The organism is Azospirillum brasilense (assembly GCF_022023855.1).
Taxonomy (GTDB): Bacteria; Pseudomonadota; Alphaproteobacteria; order Azospirillales; family Azospirillaceae; genus Azospirillum; species Azospirillum brasilense_F.
On the sequence record NZ_CP059451.1, the window covers coordinates 745,893 to 762,974 of the forward strand.

At 68.0% G+C, this 17,082-nt stretch carries 16 protein-coding genes and 2 pseudogenes; 8 read left to right on the forward strand and 10 right to left on the reverse strand.

What is annotated here, in order from left to right:
- Positions 1–21: 21 nt before the first annotated feature.
- The 4 genes and pseudogenes from H1Q64_RS26045 to H1Q64_RS26060 all read left to right on the forward strand — a co-directional run bounded on the left by H1Q64_RS26045 (position 22) and on the right by H1Q64_RS26060 (position 4,289).
- A complete protein-coding gene (locus H1Q64_RS26045) occupies positions 22–1,368 on the forward strand; it encodes an ABC transporter substrate-binding protein (RefSeq protein ID WP_237906759.1) in 1,347 nt (448 codons plus the stop codon).
- A 28-nt stretch (positions 1,369–1,396) separates the two neighbouring features.
- Positions 1,397–2,329 carry a carbohydrate ABC transporter permease gene (locus tag H1Q64_RS26050; RefSeq protein WP_237906760.1) on the forward strand — a complete coding sequence of 311 codons (933 nt, stop codon included), beginning with the start codon at positions 1,397–1,399 and terminating at the stop codon, positions 2,327–2,329.
- Positions 2,322–3,207 (forward strand): annotated as a pseudogene (locus H1Q64_RS26055) (carbohydrate ABC transporter permease). The gene H1Q64_RS26050 and the pseudogene H1Q64_RS26055 overlap by 8 nt, the downstream one beginning before the upstream one ends.
- 14 nt (positions 3,208–3,221) lie before the next feature.
- Positions 3,222–4,289, forward strand: a complete 1,068-nt coding sequence (locus tag H1Q64_RS26060) for an ABC transporter ATP-binding protein (RefSeq protein ID WP_237906761.1) — start codon at positions 3,222–3,224, stop codon at positions 4,287–4,289.
- Positions 4,290–4,319: 30 nt separating this feature from the next.
- On the opposite strand, the gene H1Q64_RS26065 is transcribed toward H1Q64_RS26060, so the two are convergent.
- The 10 genes and pseudogenes from H1Q64_RS26065 to H1Q64_RS34020 all read right to left on the reverse strand — a co-directional run bounded on the left by H1Q64_RS26065 (position 4,320) and on the right by H1Q64_RS34020 (position 12,964).
- On the reverse strand, positions 4,320–5,093 hold the full coding sequence (locus H1Q64_RS26065; RefSeq protein ID WP_237906762.1) for an ABC transporter ATP-binding protein: 774 nt from the start codon (positions 5,091–5,093) through the stop codon (positions 4,320–4,322).
- Positions 5,094–5,097: 4 nt separating this feature from the next.
- On the reverse strand, positions 5,098–5,874 hold the full coding sequence (locus H1Q64_RS26070) for an ABC transporter permease (protein ID WP_237907198.1): 777 nt from the start codon (positions 5,872–5,874) through the stop codon (positions 5,098–5,100).
- Between the two features lie 86 nt (positions 5,875–5,960).
- Positions 5,961–6,920, reverse strand: a complete 960-nt coding sequence (locus tag H1Q64_RS26075) for an aliphatic sulfonate ABC transporter substrate-binding protein (protein ID WP_237907199.1) — start codon at positions 6,918–6,920, stop codon at positions 5,961–5,963.
- A 73-nt stretch (positions 6,921–6,993) separates the two neighbouring features.
- Positions 6,994–7,851 (reverse strand): taurine dioxygenase, encoded by an 858-nt coding sequence (tauD, locus tag H1Q64_RS26080; protein WP_237906763.1) that lies wholly within the window; start codon positions 7,849–7,851, stop codon positions 6,994–6,996.
- A 37-nt stretch (positions 7,852–7,888) separates the two neighbouring features.
- Positions 7,889–9,403 (reverse strand): choline-sulfatase, encoded by a 1,515-nt coding sequence (betC, locus tag H1Q64_RS26085; RefSeq protein WP_237907200.1) that lies wholly within the window; start codon positions 9,401–9,403, stop codon positions 7,889–7,891.
- A 58-nt stretch (positions 9,404–9,461) separates the two neighbouring features.
- On the reverse strand, positions 9,462–10,316 hold the full coding sequence (locus tag H1Q64_RS26090) for an ABC transporter permease subunit (RefSeq protein ID WP_237906764.1): 855 nt from the start codon (positions 10,314–10,316) through the stop codon (positions 9,462–9,464).
- The gene (locus H1Q64_RS26095) at positions 10,313–11,116 is read right to left on the reverse strand and encodes a taurine ABC transporter ATP-binding protein (protein WP_237906765.1); all 804 of its coding nucleotides are present in this window, start codon (positions 11,114–11,116) and stop codon (positions 10,313–10,315) included. Before H1Q64_RS26095 ends, H1Q64_RS26090 begins: the two co-directional genes overlap by 4 nt.
- A gap of 25 nt (positions 11,117–11,141) precedes the next feature.
- A pseudogene (tauA, locus tag H1Q64_RS26100) lies at positions 11,142–12,144 on the reverse strand (taurine ABC transporter substrate-binding protein).
- Between the two features lie 384 nt (positions 12,145–12,528).
- Entirely contained in the window at positions 12,529–12,816 is a 288-nt protein-coding gene (locus H1Q64_RS26105) for a TauD/TfdA family dioxygenase (RefSeq protein ID WP_330874589.1), read from the reverse strand.
- Complete coding sequence (locus tag H1Q64_RS34020; RefSeq protein ID WP_330874591.1) at positions 12,806–12,964, reverse strand: hypothetical protein; 159 nt, start codon at positions 12,962–12,964, stop codon at positions 12,806–12,808. Before H1Q64_RS34020 ends, H1Q64_RS26105 begins: the two co-directional genes overlap by 11 nt.
- Positions 12,965–13,445: 481 nt before the next feature.
- Between H1Q64_RS34020 and H1Q64_RS26110 the strand changes: the two genes are divergently transcribed.
- Genes H1Q64_RS26110 through H1Q64_RS26125 form a run of 4 tightly spaced genes read left to right on the forward strand, consistent with a single transcriptional unit; the run spans position 13,446 to position 17,071 of the window.
- Positions 13,446–14,423 carry an aliphatic sulfonate ABC transporter substrate-binding protein gene (locus H1Q64_RS26110; RefSeq protein ID WP_237906767.1) on the forward strand — a complete coding sequence of 326 codons (978 nt, stop codon included), beginning with the start codon at positions 13,446–13,448 and terminating at the stop codon, positions 14,421–14,423.
- Positions 14,420–15,286 (forward strand): ABC transporter permease, encoded by an 867-nt coding sequence (locus H1Q64_RS26115; RefSeq protein WP_237906768.1) that lies wholly within the window; start codon positions 14,420–14,422, stop codon positions 15,284–15,286. The genes H1Q64_RS26110 and H1Q64_RS26115 overlap by 4 nt, the downstream gene beginning before the upstream one ends.
- A 5-nt stretch (positions 15,287–15,291) precedes the next feature.
- A complete protein-coding gene (locus H1Q64_RS26120; protein ID WP_237906769.1) occupies positions 15,292–16,137 on the forward strand; it encodes an ABC transporter ATP-binding protein in 846 nt (281 codons plus the stop codon).
- Between the two features lie 25 nt (positions 16,138–16,162).
- Positions 16,163–17,071, forward strand: a complete 909-nt coding sequence (locus H1Q64_RS26125; RefSeq protein WP_237906770.1) for a TauD/TfdA dioxygenase family protein — start codon at positions 16,163–16,165, stop codon at positions 17,069–17,071.
- Positions 17,072–17,082: the final 11 nt, after the last annotated feature.

Genomic DNA, 17,082 nt, shown 5'->3' on the forward strand with positions numbered 1-17,082 from the left:
CATTCGATACGGAGCATCCCCATGGCCCTGACGCATGAATTTTCCCGCCGCCGCCTTCTGGCAGGGGCCGCGGCCTTCGGCGGCGGCCTGCTGCTTCCGGGCAAGGCGCCGGCCTATGGCGGGGCCAAGCCATTCTCCGGCGTGACGCTCAACGTTTCCACCTTCAACGCGCCGTTTGCCCGCATCCTGACCAAATGGTTGCCGGAGTTCGAGGAGGCGACGGGCGCCAGGGTCGTCTACGACACGCCGGCTTTTCCGGTCTACAACCAGCGCGCGGATCTGGAGCTGTCCACGGGCGGTGCTGCCTACGACGTGCTGAACATCACCTTCATCTATTCCAGCCGCTGGATCGGAGCCGGCTGGTTCACGCCGCTCGACGACTACATCCGCGATGCGAACCGCACGCCCGCCGACTGGGACGTGGAGGATTTCCTGCCGGGCCTGCGGGCGCCGGAAAGCGACAAGGCCGGGCGGCTCTACGGCATTCCCTGGACCGTGGACACCTTCATCTCCGGGGCGTCGCGCTTCGACCTGTTCAAGAACGCCGGGCTCGGCCTGCCCGACACGACGGACGAACTGATCACCGCGCTGAAGGCCGTTCACGGGAAGGAGAAGGTGGCGGGGTTCGTCACCGACAACCATTACGGCTGGACCTTCGTGCCCTTCCTCCAGGCCTTCGGCGGCAACGTCTTCCGCAACCCGCCCGATGATCTGACACCGGTGCTCGACACGCCGGAAGTGGTCGCCGCCGCGGAGTATTTTGCACGGATCCTGAAGGAGTTCGGCCCCAACGGTGTGCTCTCCTACACGGAGGACCAAGCGCTCCAGGCGTTGCAGAACGGGCGGGCCAACTATTCGGCGATTGGACAGACCTACCTGTCGCAAGTCGGCGGGCCGAACAGCAGGACGGCCTCGACCGTCGCGTACAGCCCGGTGGTGCGTGGCCCCGCCGGACGCTTCCCCGGCGTCGCCACCCACGGGCTGGGTATTCCGGCGGCCTCGAAGAACAAGGACGCCGCCTGGGCCTTCATCCAATGGGCGCTGTCCAAGAAGAACACCCGCCGCGCCATCGTGGAGGAGCGCTACGCCTCGCCCACCCGCCGCTCGGACTTCGAATCCGCGGAGTTCAAGCGGATCGCCACGGTGAACGGCTACGACCTGTCGGAGATCATCGCCTCCGCCGTCGATCTGGCGGCCAGGCAGGGGCACATGAAGTACCGCACGGTGCCGGTCTATCCGCAGGTGGACCAGCAGTTGAACAAGGCCATCGCCAACATCGTCTCCGGCCAGCTGTCGCCGAAGCAGGCCATCGAGCAGGCGCAGGCCGGCTCGATCACCGACCTGCGGCGCGCGGGCGTCGCCATCTGACCGGCGGGATGCGGGGGAGGGCACGGCCATGGCCTTTCTGAATCCGGCGCGACCGAAGGCGGAGCGGGCACCCGCCGGCTGGGAACAGACCCGTCGCCGCGCCTATCTGGCGGGGCTTCTGCCGGCGCTGGTGGTGCTGGGAGTCATCACGCTGCTGCCGGGGCTGTTCCTGCTGGGGGTCAGCCTGACCCCGCTCAGCCTCGTCAACCCCGGCACGGTGTTCGACTTCTCCGACCCGCTCGGCAACTACCGGGAACTGCTGCGGGACGGGCGGTTCCACAACTCGGTCCTGCTGCAGCTCCACCTGTCGGCGACCAGCGTCGGGCTGCAGCTGGCGGTGGGGCTGGGCGTGGCCCTGCTGCTGAACGTCCGCGCTCGCTTCTTCGAGGCGATTCGCGCCGCCTTCCTGATCCCGATGGTGCTGCCGCCCATCGTCGTCGCGCTGATCTGGAAGATCCTCTACACGCCGGACGTCAGCCCGCTGCACCGGCTGCTGGAGGAGGCGGGGCTGCCCATCGATTCCCTGATCACCGATCCGACGCTGGCGATCTGGGCCATCGCGGTGGCCGAGACGTGGCAGTGGTTTCCTTTCACCATGCTGATGGTGCTGGCGACGCTGCAGCTGATCCCGGACGAGCCTTTGGAGGCGGCGCGGATCGACGGTGCCAACCGCTGGCAGGTGTTCCGCCACATCATCCTGGCCTATCTGCGCCCGGCGCTGGTCGTCTGCGGCCTGTTCCGGCTGATCGACAGCCTGAAGGCCTTTCCGCTGATCTACGTCCTGACCAACGGCGGGCCGGGCACCGCGACGGAGGTCACCAACTATTACGGCTTCATCGAGGCGTTCAACTTCTCCTATTGGGGCTACGCCAGCGCCATTGCCGTCCTGATGCTGGGCGGCGTCTTCGCGGTGAGCTGGCTGGTGGGCCGCCTGGGATGGAACGAGGTGCACCATGACTGACGCGACGCGGGCCGCCGCGCCTTCCCATCCCCCCCGGATCGCGGCATGGCCCGGACGGGTGCGGCCGCTGCGCTGGCGGCGGCACCGCATCGGCCTGCACGCGGCGGCGCTGGCGCTGCTGCTGCTGGTTCTGTTCCCCTTCGCCTGGATGGTCCAGATGGCATTGCGCCGCCGACGCGGTGCTGGGCGACGCGGTCCTCTTCCTGCCGACGCTGGAGAATTTCATGGCGCTCTGGCAGGGGCATTTCCCGAAATCCTTCCTGAACAGCGTCCTGGTCAGCAGCCTGTCCACCGCGGCGTCGCTGGCCTTGGGCGTGCCGGCGGCCTATGTGCTGACCCGCTGGCGCTTCCGGGCGCGCCGGCGGGTGGCGCTGTGGATTCTCGCCACGCGCATGGCCCCGCCCATCGCCCTGACGATCCCCTTCTTCCTGGCCTACCGCTGGGTGGGCTTGCAGGATTCCGTGGTCGGGCTGGCGCTGATCCACATGACCTTCAACATCTCCATCGTCGTCTGGTTCATGCAGACCTTCTTCGCGGCCATTCCCCGCTCGCTGGAGGAGGCCGCCTGGATCGACGGCTGCGGGGTGTGGCAGGCGTTCCGGCGGGTCACGCTGCCGCTGGCGGCGCCCGGTCTGGCGGCGACGGCGGTGTTCTGCTTCATCTTCTCCTGGAACGACTTCTTCTTCGCGCTGATCCTGACGCGCACCAACGCCGTCACCGCCCCGGTCGCCATCACCAACTTCCTCCAGTACGAGGGGTGGGAGTGGGGCAAGATCGCCGCCGCCGGCACGCTGGTGATGCTGCCGGTGCTGGCCTTCACGCTGCTGGTGCGCAAATACCTCGTCCGCGGGCTGACCGCGGGCGGCCTGAAGGATTGAAGGAGGGAAACGCCATGGCGTCCGTGATCATCCGGGACCTCCGCAAGTCCTACGGCGGCACGCCGGTCCTCCACGGCGTGTCGGTCGACATCGCCGACGGGGAGTTCGTGGCGCTGGTCGGGCCGAGCGGCTGCGGCAAGTCCACGCTGCTGCGCATGATCGCCGGGCTGGAGGAGGCCGGGGAGGGCGAGATCCGCATCGGCGGACGCCTCGTCAACGACGTGCCGCCGAAGGACCGGGACATCGCGATGGTGTTCCAGAACTACGCGCTCTACCCGCACATGACGGTGGCGCAGAATCTCGGCTTCGCGCTGACCCTGAAGGGCGTGGACCGGGGGGAGATCGCCGCCCGGGTGGCGCGCGCGGCTGAGGTGCTGGGGCTGTCGGCCCTGCTCGACCGCCGGCCGGGCCAGCTGTCGGGCGGGCAGCGGCAGCGCGTCGCCATGGGCCGGGCCATCGTGCGCGATCCCCGGCTCTTCCTGTTCGACGAGCCGCTGTCCAACCTGGACGCCAAGCTGCGCGTGCAGATGCGGGCGGAGATCAAGGCCCTGCACCAGCGCCTGCGGACCAGCGCCATCTACGTCACCCATGACCAGATCGAGGCGATGACCATGGCCGACCGCATCGTCGTCATGCGCGACGGGCGGGTGGAGCAGGCGGGGGCGCCGCTGGACCTCTACGACCGCCCGGCCAACCGCTTCGTTGCCGGCTTCATCGGCTCTCCGGCCATGAACTTTCTCACGGGGCGGATCGCGGTGAACGGCGGCGCCTCCTTCCGGCTGGACGGCGGCCCGGCCCTGCCGCTGCCCGCGGTTCCGCCGGAGGCGGACGGACGCCCGGCGGTGCTCGGTCTGCGCCCGGAGCACGCCCTCATCGACCCGGAGGAGGGCGTCCCGCTTCACGTCGCGGTGGTCGAGCCGACCGGTTCCGAAACGCAGGTGGTGGGGCAGCTTGCCGGGCAACCCTTCGTCGGGGTGTTCCGCGAGCGCGTGGCCGCGCGTCCCGGCGACGTCCTGCCGTTGCGCCTGCCGGCCGCCTCCGCCCATCTGTTCGACGCCGGCGAGGGGCGGAGGCTGACATAAGAACGTTGACCGGTTGATACGAAAACGCGGTCAGATGGCGGCGGCGGGGAACGCCTCGTCGCCGCTGATGCGATGGCGGAACGCCCGGCTGAGGTCAGCGAGCAGCCGGTTCTTCCAAAGCTCGAACAACGGGTCGGCGCGATCGCGCGGGCGCAGCAGCGGCGGTGCCGCGACGGTCAGGACGCGGCCCGGACGGGGCTGCATCACCACGACGCGGTCGGCCAGGACGAGAGCCTCCTCGATGTCGTGGGTGACCAGGATCAGCGTCGGGCGATCATAGGCCCACAGGCTCAGCAGATGGTCCTGCAGGTCGTAGCGGGTCAGCGCGTCCAGCGCCGAGAATGGCTCGTCGAGCAGCAGGACCGAAGGCCGCCCGACCAGCGCGCGGGCCAGCGCCGCGCGCTGGGCCATGCCGCCGGACAGCTCCCGTGGCCATGCTCCGGCGAAATCGCTGAGGCCGACGCGCGCCAGCGCCTGCGCCGTGCGGGCCTCCCGCTCCGCCTTCGGCAAGTGGCGGATTCCAAAGGCCACGTTGTCACGGATGCGCAGCCAGGGCATCAGCCGCGGTTCCTGGAAGACGAAACCGATCTCGTCGCGCGGGCCGCGCACCGGCTGGCCGTTCAGCACGACCTCCCCGGCGGTCGGCGCCTCCAGCCCGGCAATCAGCCGCAGCAGCGTGCTCTTGCCGCAGCCGGAACCGCCGACGACGCCGAGGATTTCCCCCGGCGCCACCTCCAGTCCAATCCCCTCCAGCGCCAGATGGCCGTTGGGGTAGCGCTTGCTCAATCCGTCGATGCGCAGCATCGGTTCAGCCCTCCGGCTTGAAGGAATCCTGCCAGCGCAGGAGCGGGCGGGACAGGGCGGCCAGCAGCCCGTCGGTCAGCTTGCCCAGCACAGCGAAGGCGACGATGGAAGCAAGGATGGTCGCCGGCTGGCCGGTCATCTGCCCATCGGTCAGCAGGAAGCCCAGCCCTTCGCTGGCTCCCATGAACTCCGCCGCCACCACGAACATCCAGCCGAGCCCCAGCCCGGCGCGCAGCGCCAGCACATAGGCGGGCAGCGTCGCCGGCAACAGGATGCGCCACACCAACGCCGTCCCCGAGAGGCGGAAGATACGCCCGACCTCCACCAGCTTGCGGTCCACGTCCAGGATAGCGCCGGACAGGGCCAGATAGATGGGGAAGAAGACGCCCACCGCGATCAGGATCACCTTCGAGGTTTCGAAGATGCCGAACCACAGGATGAACAGCGGCACCCAGGCGATCGATGGGATGGAACGCAGCGCCTGCAGGGTAGGGTCGAGCAAGCGACGCGCCCAGGTCAGATAGCCGGTAAGCGCCCCCAGCACCGTCCCCGCCAACACCCCGAACAGGAAGCCCAGCCCGACCCGCGCCAGTGTCGCCAGCACATGGGTGGTCAGGTCGCCGGATCGCCACAGGCCCCACAAGGTGGACAGGATGCGGCCGGGCGGCGGCAGCAGGCGCCCGTTGCCCCAGCCCTGCGCCACCGCAACTTCCCAGCCCAGCGCGAGGGTCAGCGGGGCGATCAGGCCGGCCAGCCAATCCAGCCAGCGGCGGCGGGGCACCGGACCGGGCGGTTCCGGAAGGACGCCGGACACGGCGTCCCGCCGGTCCAGCGCCGGTTCGATGACGGCCACGGAACCGCCCCCCTTTACTGTGTCAGCGCCTTGGAGAAGGACGGGTCGATCAGCGCGGCGACCGCCCCCCTCACGTCCACATCGGTGCCCAGCACGCCGCTCTCCTGAAGGGCCAGACCGGCCTGGAGGATGGTGTCGGCCTGCTCCGTCCCGATGGCGCCGTGGCTGAGGTCGGTGCGCTCCAATTGGCGGGCGGCCACCGGCTCCGACAGTTTCGCCGCGGTGGCGATGGTCGTCTTCAGCTCCGCCGGGTTGGCGAGCGCGTGGGCGCGGGACTTCTCATAGGCGCGCAGCACGCGGGCGACCAGCTCCGGCTGCTGTTTGGCGAACTCCTCCCGCACGTTCAGCACGCCCCATGTGTTGGCGGCGGCGTTGCGGTAGAACAGCCGGGCGCCGTTGTCGATCTCCGCCTGGGCCATCAGCGGATCGAGTCCGGCCCAGGCGTCCACGTCGCCCTTCTCCAGTGCCAGCCGGCCGTCCTGGTGCTGAAGCAGGACCAGCTTGATGTCCTTGTCGGTCAGCTTGTGCTGGGCGAGCGTGCGGACCAGGAAGATGTGCGGGTCGGTGCCGCGGGTGACGGCGACGCGCTTGCCCTTCAGGTCCTCGACCTTCGTGATGGCGCTGTTCGGGCCGGTGACCAGCGCGGTCCATTCCGGCTTGGAATAGACGTAGACCGACTTGATCGGATTGCCGTTGATGCGGGCGATCAGAGCCGCCGCCCCGGCGGTCGAGCCGAAATCCAGGCTGCCGGCGTTCAGGAACTCCAGCGCCTTGTTGGAGCCGAGGCTGAGCACCCAGCGGACGGCGATCCCGTCCTTCTTCAGATCCTCCTCCAGCCAGCCCTTCTCCTTCAGCACGAGGCTGACCGGGTTGTAATAGGCGTAGTCGAGGCGGATCTCCGTCACCTTGTCGGCGGCGCGGGCGGTGCCCGGCAGAAGGGTGGACAGGGCGGCGGCGAACAGGGCGCCGAACATGGCGCGGCGCGGGAACAGGCTCTTCACGGTTAAGATTCTCCCTAGTGGTTTGACATTGTTATGAGAAATTCGTTCAGGGGCCGACGGGCCGGTCGCCCAGAACGGTGGCGCGGTGCATGAGGCGGCGGTGCGGCAGATAGTCGTTCACCGCGTAATGCTGGGTGGAGCGGTTGTCCCACAGGACGAGGTCGTCCGCCTTCCAGCGCCAGCGCACGGTGAATTCCGGACGGCTGATGTGGTCGAACAGGAAATCGAGGATGGCGGCGCTTTCGCGGTCGCTCAGCCCGACGATGCGTGAGGTGAAATTCTCGTTCACGAACAGTGCCTTGGCGCCGCTCACCGGATGGACGCGGACCACCGGGTGGGTCACCGGCGGGTGGCGGTCGCGGGCCGCGCGCCAGCGGGCGTGGGTCTCCGGATCGCTGTTATGCCGCCATTCGGGGAAGGACTTGGTGAAGTCGTGCAGCGCGGTCAGCGGGTCGAGCAGATGGCGCAGCGGTTCCGACAGGCCGTTGTAGGCGGCGATGTTGCTGGCCCACACGGTGTCGCCACCGCTGGGCGGGATCAGCTTGCCCGACAGCGCCACGATGGCCGGCGGCGTCTCGATGCAGGTCACGTCGGTGTGCCAGACGTCGTTGTCCGTCACGTTGTGCGGCCCGGTGTCGAGCACCATGATCTCCGGCTGCTTGGGCACGTTGGGATAGACGGGGTGGACATGCAGGCTGCCGAAGCGGGCGGCGAAGGCGCGCTGTGCGGCGGGCGTCAGGGGTTGATTCTCGAAAAACAGCACCTGATGGGTGACCAGAGCGCGCTCCAGCGCGGCGGCCTCCGCGTCGCTCAGCGGGTTGGCGAGGTCCAGCCCCTCCACCCGCGCGCCGATGGCCGGGCTGACGGGGGTGATGGACAGGCTGGACAGAGAAATGTCGGGCATGGCGGTTCCCCGGATGGCAGAGATGGGAGAGGAAGAATCAGGCGTCGGGCGGCACCGGCTCCACCGCCGGCAGGCGGGCCAGCGCCTTCAGCGTGTCCTCGGCGACCCCGAAATTGCGGACATAGGAGGTGGCGGCGCTGCGGTGGGGTTGAAAATCCCAGGGCGTGTGGCGCCCGGTCAGCAGAACCTTGTGGACGAACAGCCGCCGGTTCTGGCTTTCGATCACCGCGCGGCGCAGGGCCGGCGCGTTCCAGCGCCGCGCGACGGATGCGGCCAGATCGGCCTTGATGGCGGCGAGATCGCGCGCGCCGGCGCGGTTGACCAGTTCCTTGGGGTCGGCCTCCAGATCGTAGAGCTGCGGCGGGTCGCCGTCACAGGCGATGTATTTGTAGCGACCGCGCCGCACCATGAAGGCGGGGTTCAGCGTCCCTTCCCCCAAATACTCCGCGAAGATGGTGCGGCCGGCGCCACGCGCCGAACCGGCGAGCAGGGGCAGCAGGCTTTCGCCGTAGAACGGGTCGACCGGCAGCGGCGCCCGGCTGTCGAGCAGGTCGAGGATGGTGGGGAACAGATCGACGTGCGACACCGGGGCCGACACCCGGCGCGCCGCCCAGCGTCCCGGAGCGTGCACCAGCAGCGGCACGCGGAACGACCATTCGAAGAAGGTCATCTTGTACCACATGCCCCGTTCGCCCAGCATCTCGCCATGGTCGCCGGTGAAGACGATGATGGTGTCTTCGGCCAGCCCGGCACGCTCCAGCGCCGTCAGCAGGCGCCCGACCAGTTCGTCCACATAGCTGATGGAGCCGTAATAGGCGTGGCGCGCGGTGCGCACCCGCTCCTCCGTCAGGTCGTAGCGGTGCAGCCCGTCCATGTAATGGAGCCGCCGGCTGTGCGGATCGAGCCGCTCCGGCGGGATGGGCGGCACCGACGGCAAGTCGATTTCCGCGTGGTCGTAAAGATTCCAGTGCTCCGGCAGGCAGTTGAAGGGGTCGTGCGGATGGGTGAAGGACACCGCCAGGAGGAAGGGGGCCTCGTCTGCCGTGCGGCCGTAATCGTAGATCTTCTGCACCGCCTGATGGGCGGTTTCCTCGTCGAAGTCGATTTGCAGGCTGCGATGGCAGGGGCCGGCCTCGACCACGCTCGTCATGTGATGCGACCAGTCGTAGGCCAGCGCCCCGTTCCCCCAATCGGGCGTCCAGCCGAAATCGGCGGGATAGACGTCGGTGGTCAGCCGCTCCTCGAAGCCGTGGAGCTGGTCGGCGCCGACGAAATGCATCTTGCCCGACAGACAGGTGCGGTAGCCGGCGGCGCGGGCGTAATGCACGAAGGTCGGCACCGAGGAGGCGAATTCCGCCGCGTTGTCGAAGGCGCCGATGGCCGAGGGCAGCCGCCCCGACAGCAGCGCGAAGCGCGACGGCGCGCAGAGCGGGTAAGCGCAGTAGGCGTTGTCGAACACCACGCCCTTCGCGGCCAGCCGCGACAGGTTTGGCGTTTTGACGACCGGATGGCCGTGGAAGGGCAGGGCGGGGGCCGCCATCTGGTCGGCCATGATGAACAGGATGTTGGGGGGCCGCGGCACGGTTAAGGCACTCCGGTTCTGAAGGGCGTCAGGTCTTGCCCTTCCACGGCACCAGCCAGGATTCCAGCAGGCGCATCCCGTAGGAGAAGGCGAAGGCCCAGGCGGCGATGATGCCGATGCCGACGAACACCACGTCGGTGGCCAGGAAATGCGAGGCGGACATGATCATGAAGCCGATGCCGCGCGTCGCCGCGATCAGCTCGGCGGCGACCAGCGTGCTCCAGCCGACGCCGATGGCGATGCGCAGGCCGGTCAGGATCTCCGGCAGGGCGCTGGGCAGCACGATGGCGCGGAAGAGCTGCCAGCGCGTGGCCCCCAGCGATAGGGCGGCGTTGACCCGCTCGATGGGCAGCGACCGCACGCCGGCCTGGGCCGACAGGCAGATCGGGGCGAACATCGCCAGCGTCAGCAGGGCGATTTTCGACACCTCCCCGATGCCCAGCCAGATGATCATCAGCGGCAGATAGGCCAGAGGCGGCAGCGGCCAGTAGAACTCGATGGGGGTGTCGAGAACGCCCTTGGCCCAGCGGTTCAGCCCCATCGCCAGCCCAAGCGGGATGCCGAGCGACGCGGCGATCAGCGCCGCCGCGAGGATGCGCAGCAGGCTGGCCGACACGTGCTCCCCCAGGGTGGCGCCGGCGTAGCCGTCCTCCAGGATGGCGAGGAACTGGGCGACCACCTCCCCCGGCGCGGGCAGAAACAGCGGCGTCACCAGCCGGTAGTGCGCGACCAGGAACCACGCGACGATCAGCAGAAGGCCGGTGACCGCGCTGATCGGACCGGTCCGCGCGCCGTCCAGTCCGAAGGGCCGCAGGGCGACGGTCCGGGGCCGGGCGGCGGGGACCGCAAGGGGTTCGGTCGTCGTGCGGGCGGCGTCGGTCATTGCAGCGTCTCCGCATGGCGGGCCGCCGTGTGGTGGGGGCGGTGGACGAGGTCGCGGATGCGGTTGTGCAGGTCCCCGAACTCCGGGTCGGACAGGATGGCGCGCACGTCTCGTTCGGCGGCAAAGCGCCGGACGAAATCGAGGTCGAAGCGCGCAACGATCCGGCCGGGGCGCGGCGACATCACCACCACCGTCGTGCCGAGGAACAGCGCCTCCTCGATGGAGTGGGTGATGAAGAAGATGCGCTTGCCGGTGCGCGCCCAGACGTCGATCAGCAGTTCCTGCATCTGCTCCCGCGTCAGGCTGTCGAGCGCGCCGAACGGCTCGTCCATCAGCAGGATTTTCGGGTCGGTGGCCAGCGCGCGGGCGATGCCGACGCGCTGGCGCATGCCACCGGACAGCTCGTGCGGGGCGGCCTTGGCGAAGCCCTCCAGCCCGACGAGGCGCAGCAGCTCCGCGGCACCGTCCCGCCGCTCCCGCAGGGGGAGGCCGGCGAAATCCAGGCCCAGCGCCACATTGTCCAGCACGCTCTTCCAGGGCAGCAGCGTGTCCTTCTGGAACACCACGCCGCGGTCGGCGCCGGGACGTTCCACCGGCCGGCCGTCCAGCGTGATGCTGCCGTCCGACAGGGGAAGGAAGCCGGCGATGGCGTTCAGCAGTGTGGACTTGCCGCAGCCCGACGCGCCGAGCGCGACGACGATGCTGTTGGCGTCGATGTCCAGCGACGCGCGGTCCAGCGCGTGGATCGTCCCGGCGTCACGGCCTGGAAAGAACACACTGGCGTTCTGCACCCGGAGCATGGCGCGCCTCCCGTCCGGCCGCGCTTCAGGGCAGTGCCTTGACGTAATCCGCCGTGACGAAGCCGCCGTAGCTGGGCAGCACGGTAGAGACCTTCTTCTGCTCCTTCAGGAATTCGGCGGTTTCCTTCAGGATTCGGGCGGTACCGCTGTTCTCCCCCCCGTCCAGCCAGTCCTTGGTGGCCTGCTGCCTCGCCGGGATCAGCGACAGGTTGTTCAGCGCCGCCGCCTGATCGGACGGCGTGCCACCAAGAAGCCCGGCTAGCGTCTTGGCGTTCTGCGACTCCGGCCCCCAGGCGGCCTTGTCGTCGCGGAAGGAGACGCTGTAGCGCTCCACCACACCGGCGAAGCTCTTCAGGAAGGCCGGGTTCTCCTTGGCGAAAGCGGCGGTGGCGACCCAGGCGGTGAAGGTCGGGGCGCCGCGGTCGGCCCACCTGCCGGGAAGTCAGCAGAACCTTGCCGGTCTTTTTCAACTCGGTCAGCGCCGGGTCCCAGACGAAGGCGCCGTCCAGGTCGCCGCGGTTCCAGGCCGCGACGATGTCAGGCTGCGGGATGGCGAAAACCTGGGCGTCGCGTTCGCTCAGCTTCTCCTGCTTCAGCACGGCGAGGAGCTGGTAATGGTCGGTCGAGACCGGGGCGGCGGCCAGCTTCTTGCCCTTCAGATCGGCGGGCTTTTCGATTCCGGAGCCGTTGCGGACCACCAGCGCCTCGTCGGTGCCGGAAGAGCTGGCGAGGTAGAAGGCCTTCACGTCCAGCCCGCGGCTGACCGCGGCGGCGAAGGGGCTGGAGCCGACATAGCCGACCTGGACGTCGCCCGACGCGATGGCGGCGAAGATGTCGGCGCCGGAGTTGAATTTGCGGAAATCGATCTCGGCGCCGGTCGCCTTGGCGAAGTCCCCGTTCGCGATGGCCACCGACGACGGCAGCGCGTCGGTCTGGTAGGCGACGACGACCTTGCCGGCGGCCTCGGCGGAAACCGGCGCCAGGGAGGCCAGCGCCAGCAGGGCGATGGAAGGCAGGAACTGTTTCATGGTCGCGTATCTCCCCCGTCTTCACCCGGCTGCGGGTTCGCGCGCCGGTGAGAAAACTCTACATATGAAGAAGGGAAACAAGCAACTCTAAATGTCATATTTGTGTGTTAGTTGCTATGTACAACATAATAAAAATGTTTAATATCACTGGGATGAAGGAAATGCCTATTTCCTTCCTGGGGCGGAAGGGGGCATCAACCCGCGTGGTACCCACCCTCGGACGCAAAGGCGGTCAGCGGTCAGCGGACTGCGGTCGTTCGTGGTTTCCTGCACCTGGAGTTCCTCGGCCAGCGTATCGACCGCCCCCTGCTGCGGCGCGGTCGAATCCGTCGATGGCGCGGGTGTGCCAAAGCGTTGCGGGCGGACGGCGCCCAGCGCTCCCGCTCAGAACGCCTTGTCCTCGCCGAAGGTGACCCGATGGAGCAGGCGGTACTCGGTGTAGTCGGTCACCGCGTAATGGACGGTGGCGCGGTTGTCCCAGATCGCCACGTCGCCGTTCCGCCAGTGCCAGCGCGCCTGGGCTTCGGGCTTCTCGAACAGCCCGAACAGGAAGGTCGGCAGCGCGTCGCTCTGCTGGCGCGACAAGCCGCGGATGCGCAGGGTGAAGTTCGGGCTGACATAGACCAGCTTGCGGCCCGTGACCGGATGGGTTTGGACGACCTTATGCACCACCGGCAGATGTTCGGCGCAGGTCGGCGCGGACCTCCTCGCCGGTGGTTTCCCTGAGGTCGATTCCGTCAACCACGGCACCGATAAAGGGGTTGTAGGGCGTCAGCGTGAAGCGGCGGAAGCCGTCGGCATGAGGGGTCTTCGTCGTCATTGGGTTGTCCTTTCGCTGAGGCAGCTGACGGGAACGTTCGCTCCGAATAAACCTATCTCAGAAATAGGCAATAACGCCCCTTTGCGTTGGGTCTGAGCAATGAATTGCGCAGTCTGTGTGTCTGGCGGGGCAATGCACGCCGATGACGTGTGGATGCCAGGGTGATCGCATTTGGCCTTCATAGCCCTCTCCCTAGAGGGGAGAGGGTGGCCCGAAGGGCCTGTGAGGGGGTTGCGCATGGCGATATGTCCGGCAAAAGCGCAACCCCCTCATCCTAACTCTCTCCCCAAAGGGGAGAGGGGATTTCAAATGCAATCACCTTGGTGTGAATGCGAAGACACCTTGACACATTGTTGTGTTAAATGGAACAAGATATCCACTAAATAGATAGGGAAATCGGCGATCCGAGCAGCGGCTCGGCAACGCACGTTCCAACCATCGAACCCCAGCTACAAAACCCGAGCATAAACGAGGCATCACCATGGCTGTTTCCAGGATTGTCGCCTTGGCCGTCGCGGCCGCCATCGGCATCGGGCTGGCCGGAACCGCCACCACCTCCGCTGCTGCCGACCTGCGCATCGCCGCGCAGCCCTTTCCCCTCTATGCGCCCCTGTTCGTCGCAAAGCAGAAGAAGTGGCTTGACGAGGAACTGGCCAAGGTGGCGCCGAACTCGGCCGTCAAATGGTCGCTCTTCCCTGCCGGTCCGCCGATCAACGAGTCCTTCGCCGCCGGACAGCAGGATGTGGGCTTCGTCGGGGATACCCCGGCGCTGGTCGGCAAGTCGGCGGGGCTGGACACCAGCGCGATCGCGCTGACCTCCGACGGCCCCAAGAGCCTGGCGGTCATTGTCGGCGGCAACTCTCCCATCACCGCACCGAAGGAGTTGAAGGGCAGGAAGGTGGCGGTGACCAAGGGGTCCTACGCCCACCATCTGCTGGCGCTGGTACTGGAGCAGGGCGGCCTGACGCTCAGCGACGTCGAGCTGATCAACCTGCCGGTGGCGGAGATCCCGCCGGCCATTGTCGCCGGCACCGTCGACGCCGGCGCGGTGTGGGAGCCGATCCTGACCCGCTTCGAATCGCAGAAGGCGGTCCGCGTGCTGGCCGACGGCACTGGCATCAAGAAGGGGCTGCTGCTGATCGTCGCCGACAACGGCTTCCTCAAGAACCGGCCCGAGCAGGCGAAGGCGCTGTTGACGGCGTACAAGCGCGCCTCGGAGTTCATCACCGCCAATCCCAAGGAGGCAGCCGAACTCATCAGCGGCGACGTCAATCTGGCCCCTGACCTGCTGGTTCAGGTTCTGCGGCGGATGAACTACGACCCGGCCATCCATGACGACGATGTGGCCGAGGTCAAGAAGACCGAGCAGTTCATGCGCGCCCACGGCCTGATCAAGACCGCGGTGGACGTGGACGCCTTCTTCAACCGCAAGCTGGCGGATGAGGCGGGGCTGAAATGAGCGCCCAACTGGCCTCCGATGCGCCTTCCGCGCAGCGGGCCGGGCTGACGGCGGGGGCCGCGCGCTCCCGCCTGGGCGCCCTGGCCGGCGTCTTGTCGGGCGTGCTGTGGCGGGCTGCGCTGTATGTGGCGCTTCCCGTGGCGCTGCTGGCGGCGTGGCAGGCCGCGTTCGAGCTGGGCTACATCCGCCCCATCCTGCTGCCGCCGCCGACCAAAGTGGGCAAGGCCTTCATCGATCTGGCGGCCAGCGGCGACCTGTTCCGCCACCTGGGCGTCAGCCTGCTGCGCGTTCTGGAGGGGTTCGCCATCGCCGCGCTGGTCGGTCTGCCGCTGGGCATCGGGATCGGCCTGTCGCGGACGCTGGACCGGCTGACCGACCTGATCATCCAGCTGACCAAGCCCATTCCGCCCATCGCCTGGATTCCGCTGGCCATCCTGTGGTTCGGCATCGGCGAGGCGGGGAAGGTCTACATTATCTTCCTCGGCGCCATCTTCCCCATCCTCGTCAACACCATCGACGGCATCCGCCAGACCGACCACCGCCATGTCGAACTGGCGCGCGTGCTGGAGGTGACTCGCCGCCGCTTCATTCTCCAGGTCGTCCTGCCGGGGGCGCTGCCGAACATCATGACGGGCCTGCGCGTCGGGCTGATGGTGGCCTGGATCTGCGTGGTCGCCGCCGAGCTGATCGCCGCCTCGTCGGGCCTCGGCTACCTCATCATGGACGCCCGGCAGATGAGCCAGACCGATCAGGTGCTGGTGGGCATGATCACCATCGGCGCCATGGGCAAGCTGCTGGACATCGTGCTGCGCGCCGCCGAACGCCGCCTGATCACCTGGAAATCCACCTTCTCGGGGAGCTGACCGCCATGGTTGCCACCGCTGTCCGCAAGACGGGCGCCGATCGGGCCGCTGAACGGGCCGCCGACCGCGCCGCCAGCCTGCGCATCGGCCCGCTGTCCAAGACCTTCACGCTGAAGACCGGCCCGCTCAGGACCGAAACGGTCCAGGCGCTCAGCGATATCCGGCTCGACATTCCGGGCGGGAGCTTCGTCAGCATCGTCGGCAGTTCCGGCTGCGGCAAGAGCACGCTTCTGCGCATCATCGCCGGTCTGGAGACCAGCTATGACGGGTCCGTCACGCTCGACGGGCGGCCCATCGGCGGTCCCGGCCTCGACCGCGGGGTGATCTTCCAGGAGCACCGCCTGCTGCCTTGGCTGACGGTCGAGCAGAACATCGCTTTCGGGCTGATGAACCTGCCCAGGGCGGAGGTCGCCCGGCGGGTGCGGGAGCATCTGGAACTGGTCGGGCTGGAGGGCTTCGCCAAGGCCCACCCGCACCAGCTCTCGGGCGGCATGGCCCAGCGCGTGGCGATCGCCCGCGCGCTCGTCAACCAGCCACGGGTGCTGCTGCTGGACGAACCGTTCGGCGCGCTGGACGCCCTGACCCGGATACAGATGCAGCAGGAGATCCTGCGCATCTGGGAGGCGCAGCGCACGACCATGGTCCTGGTCACCCACGACATCGACGAGGCCGTCTTCCTCGGCGACGAGGTGGTGGTCATGTCGTCGCGGCCCGGCACCATCCGCAAAAGGCTGTCGGTCGGGCTGCCGCGCCCGCGCGACCGGTCGAGCCCGGACTTCATCGCATTGCGCAAGGAAATCCACCGCGAGTTCTTCACCTCGGCGGAGCTTCCGTTCGCCTACGAAATTTAACGGCAAAATCTGAGGGGGAACCATCATGAGCTTCTACCGCGACTTCCACGACAAGACCGCCATCGCCGACTGGAGCCGCCGCGAACGGCCGAGCTACGACAGCATCGCGGTGCGCCCGCTGTCGCCCATCCTGGGCGCCGAGGTCGAAGGCGTGGACCTGTCCAAACCGCTGAGCGACGCGCAGTTGGCCGACATCCGCAAGGCCATCGCCGACCACCTGGTGCTGGTGTTCCGCGACCAGGACATCACCGCGGAGGACCACAAGCGCTTCGCCCGCCACTTTGGCACGCTGCACCGCCATGTGCTGGGGGGTGCCCGGCAATTGTCGTCGAACGACCACGACCCGGAGATCCTGGCCTGGCGCACCGGCCCCGAAGCCCGTTACACCGCTGGCGACGCGTGGCATTCCGACGTGACCTGCGATCCCGAACCCATCTGGGGCTCCTTCCTACGCGTCACCAAACAGCCGGAGATCGGTGGCGACACCGCCTTCGCCAACATGTACCTCGCCTATGATTCGCTGTCGGAGAGGGTCAAGGCGCTGCTCGACGGCCTGACCGCGGTTCATGACGGGGGCAAGGCCTGGACGGCGGGCTATGGCGCCACGCCGCAGCCGGGGCAGACCTTTCCGTCCACCGAGCATCCGGTGGTGGCGCGCCATCATCTGACCGGGCGCAAGTACCTGTTCGTCAACGAGGCCTTCTCCAGTCACATCGTCCAGCTGACGCGCGCCGAGAGCGACGCCATCCTGGGCCTGCTGTTTCGCCACATCGAAAAGAACCTGGCCTTCCAGACGCGCATCCACTGGCGCCCTAATTCCCTGGTCTTCTGGGACAACTGGGCCACCCAACACCATGCCGTCTGGGACTACTACCCGCATGAGCGGTGGGGCGAGCGCGCCTCGGCCTTCATCGGCTCGGCGCCGCAGCCCTGACGCCAGGGACG

What these genes read in the sequence shown, in the direction of transcription:
- H1Q64_RS26045 (WP_237906759.1), top strand. Translation starts at nt 22, where the DNA reads ATGGCCCTGACGCATGAATTTTCCCGCCGCCGCCTTCTGGCAGGGGCC.
- H1Q64_RS26050 (WP_237906760.1), top strand. Translation starts at nt 1,397, where the DNA reads ATGGCCTTTCTGAATCCGGCGCGACCGAAGGCGGAGCGGGCACCCGCC.
- H1Q64_RS26060 (WP_237906761.1), top strand. Translation starts at nt 3,222, where the DNA reads ATGGCGTCCGTGATCATCCGGGACCTCCGCAAGTCCTACGGCGGCACG.
- H1Q64_RS26065 (WP_237906762.1), bottom strand. Translation starts at nt 5,093, where the DNA reads ATGCTGCGCATCGACGGATTGAGCAAGCGCTACCCCAACGGCCATCTG.
- H1Q64_RS26075 (WP_237907199.1), bottom strand. Translation starts at nt 6,920, where the DNA reads ATGTTCGGCGCCCTGTTCGCCGCCGCCCTGTCCACCCTTCTGCCGGGC.
- tauD (WP_237906763.1), bottom strand. Translation starts at nt 7,851, where the DNA reads ATGCCCGACATTTCTCTGTCCAGCCTGTCCATCACCCCCGTCAGCCCG.
- betC (WP_237907200.1), bottom strand. Translation starts at nt 9,403, where the DNA reads ATGGCCGACCAGATGGCGGCCCCCGCCCTGCCCTTCCACGGCCATCCG.
- H1Q64_RS26090 (WP_237906764.1), bottom strand. Translation starts at nt 10,316, where the DNA reads ATGACCGACGCCGCCCGCACGACGACCGAACCCCTTGCGGTCCCCGCC.
- H1Q64_RS26095 (WP_237906765.1), bottom strand. Translation starts at nt 11,116, where the DNA reads ATGCTCCGGGTGCAGAACGCCAGTGTGTTCTTTCCAGGCCGTGACGCC.
- H1Q64_RS34020 (WP_330874591.1), bottom strand. Translation starts at nt 12,964, where the DNA reads ATGACGACGAAGACCCCTCATGCCGACGGCTTCCGCCGCTTCACGCTG.
- H1Q64_RS26110 (WP_237906767.1), top strand. Translation starts at nt 13,446, where the DNA reads ATGGCTGTTTCCAGGATTGTCGCCTTGGCCGTCGCGGCCGCCATCGGC.
- H1Q64_RS26115 (WP_237906768.1), top strand. Translation starts at nt 14,420, where the DNA reads ATGAGCGCCCAACTGGCCTCCGATGCGCCTTCCGCGCAGCGGGCCGGG.
- H1Q64_RS26120 (WP_237906769.1), top strand. Translation starts at nt 15,292, where the DNA reads ATGGTTGCCACCGCTGTCCGCAAGACGGGCGCCGATCGGGCCGCTGAA.
- H1Q64_RS26125 (WP_237906770.1), top strand. Translation starts at nt 16,163, where the DNA reads ATGAGCTTCTACCGCGACTTCCACGACAAGACCGCCATCGCCGACTGG.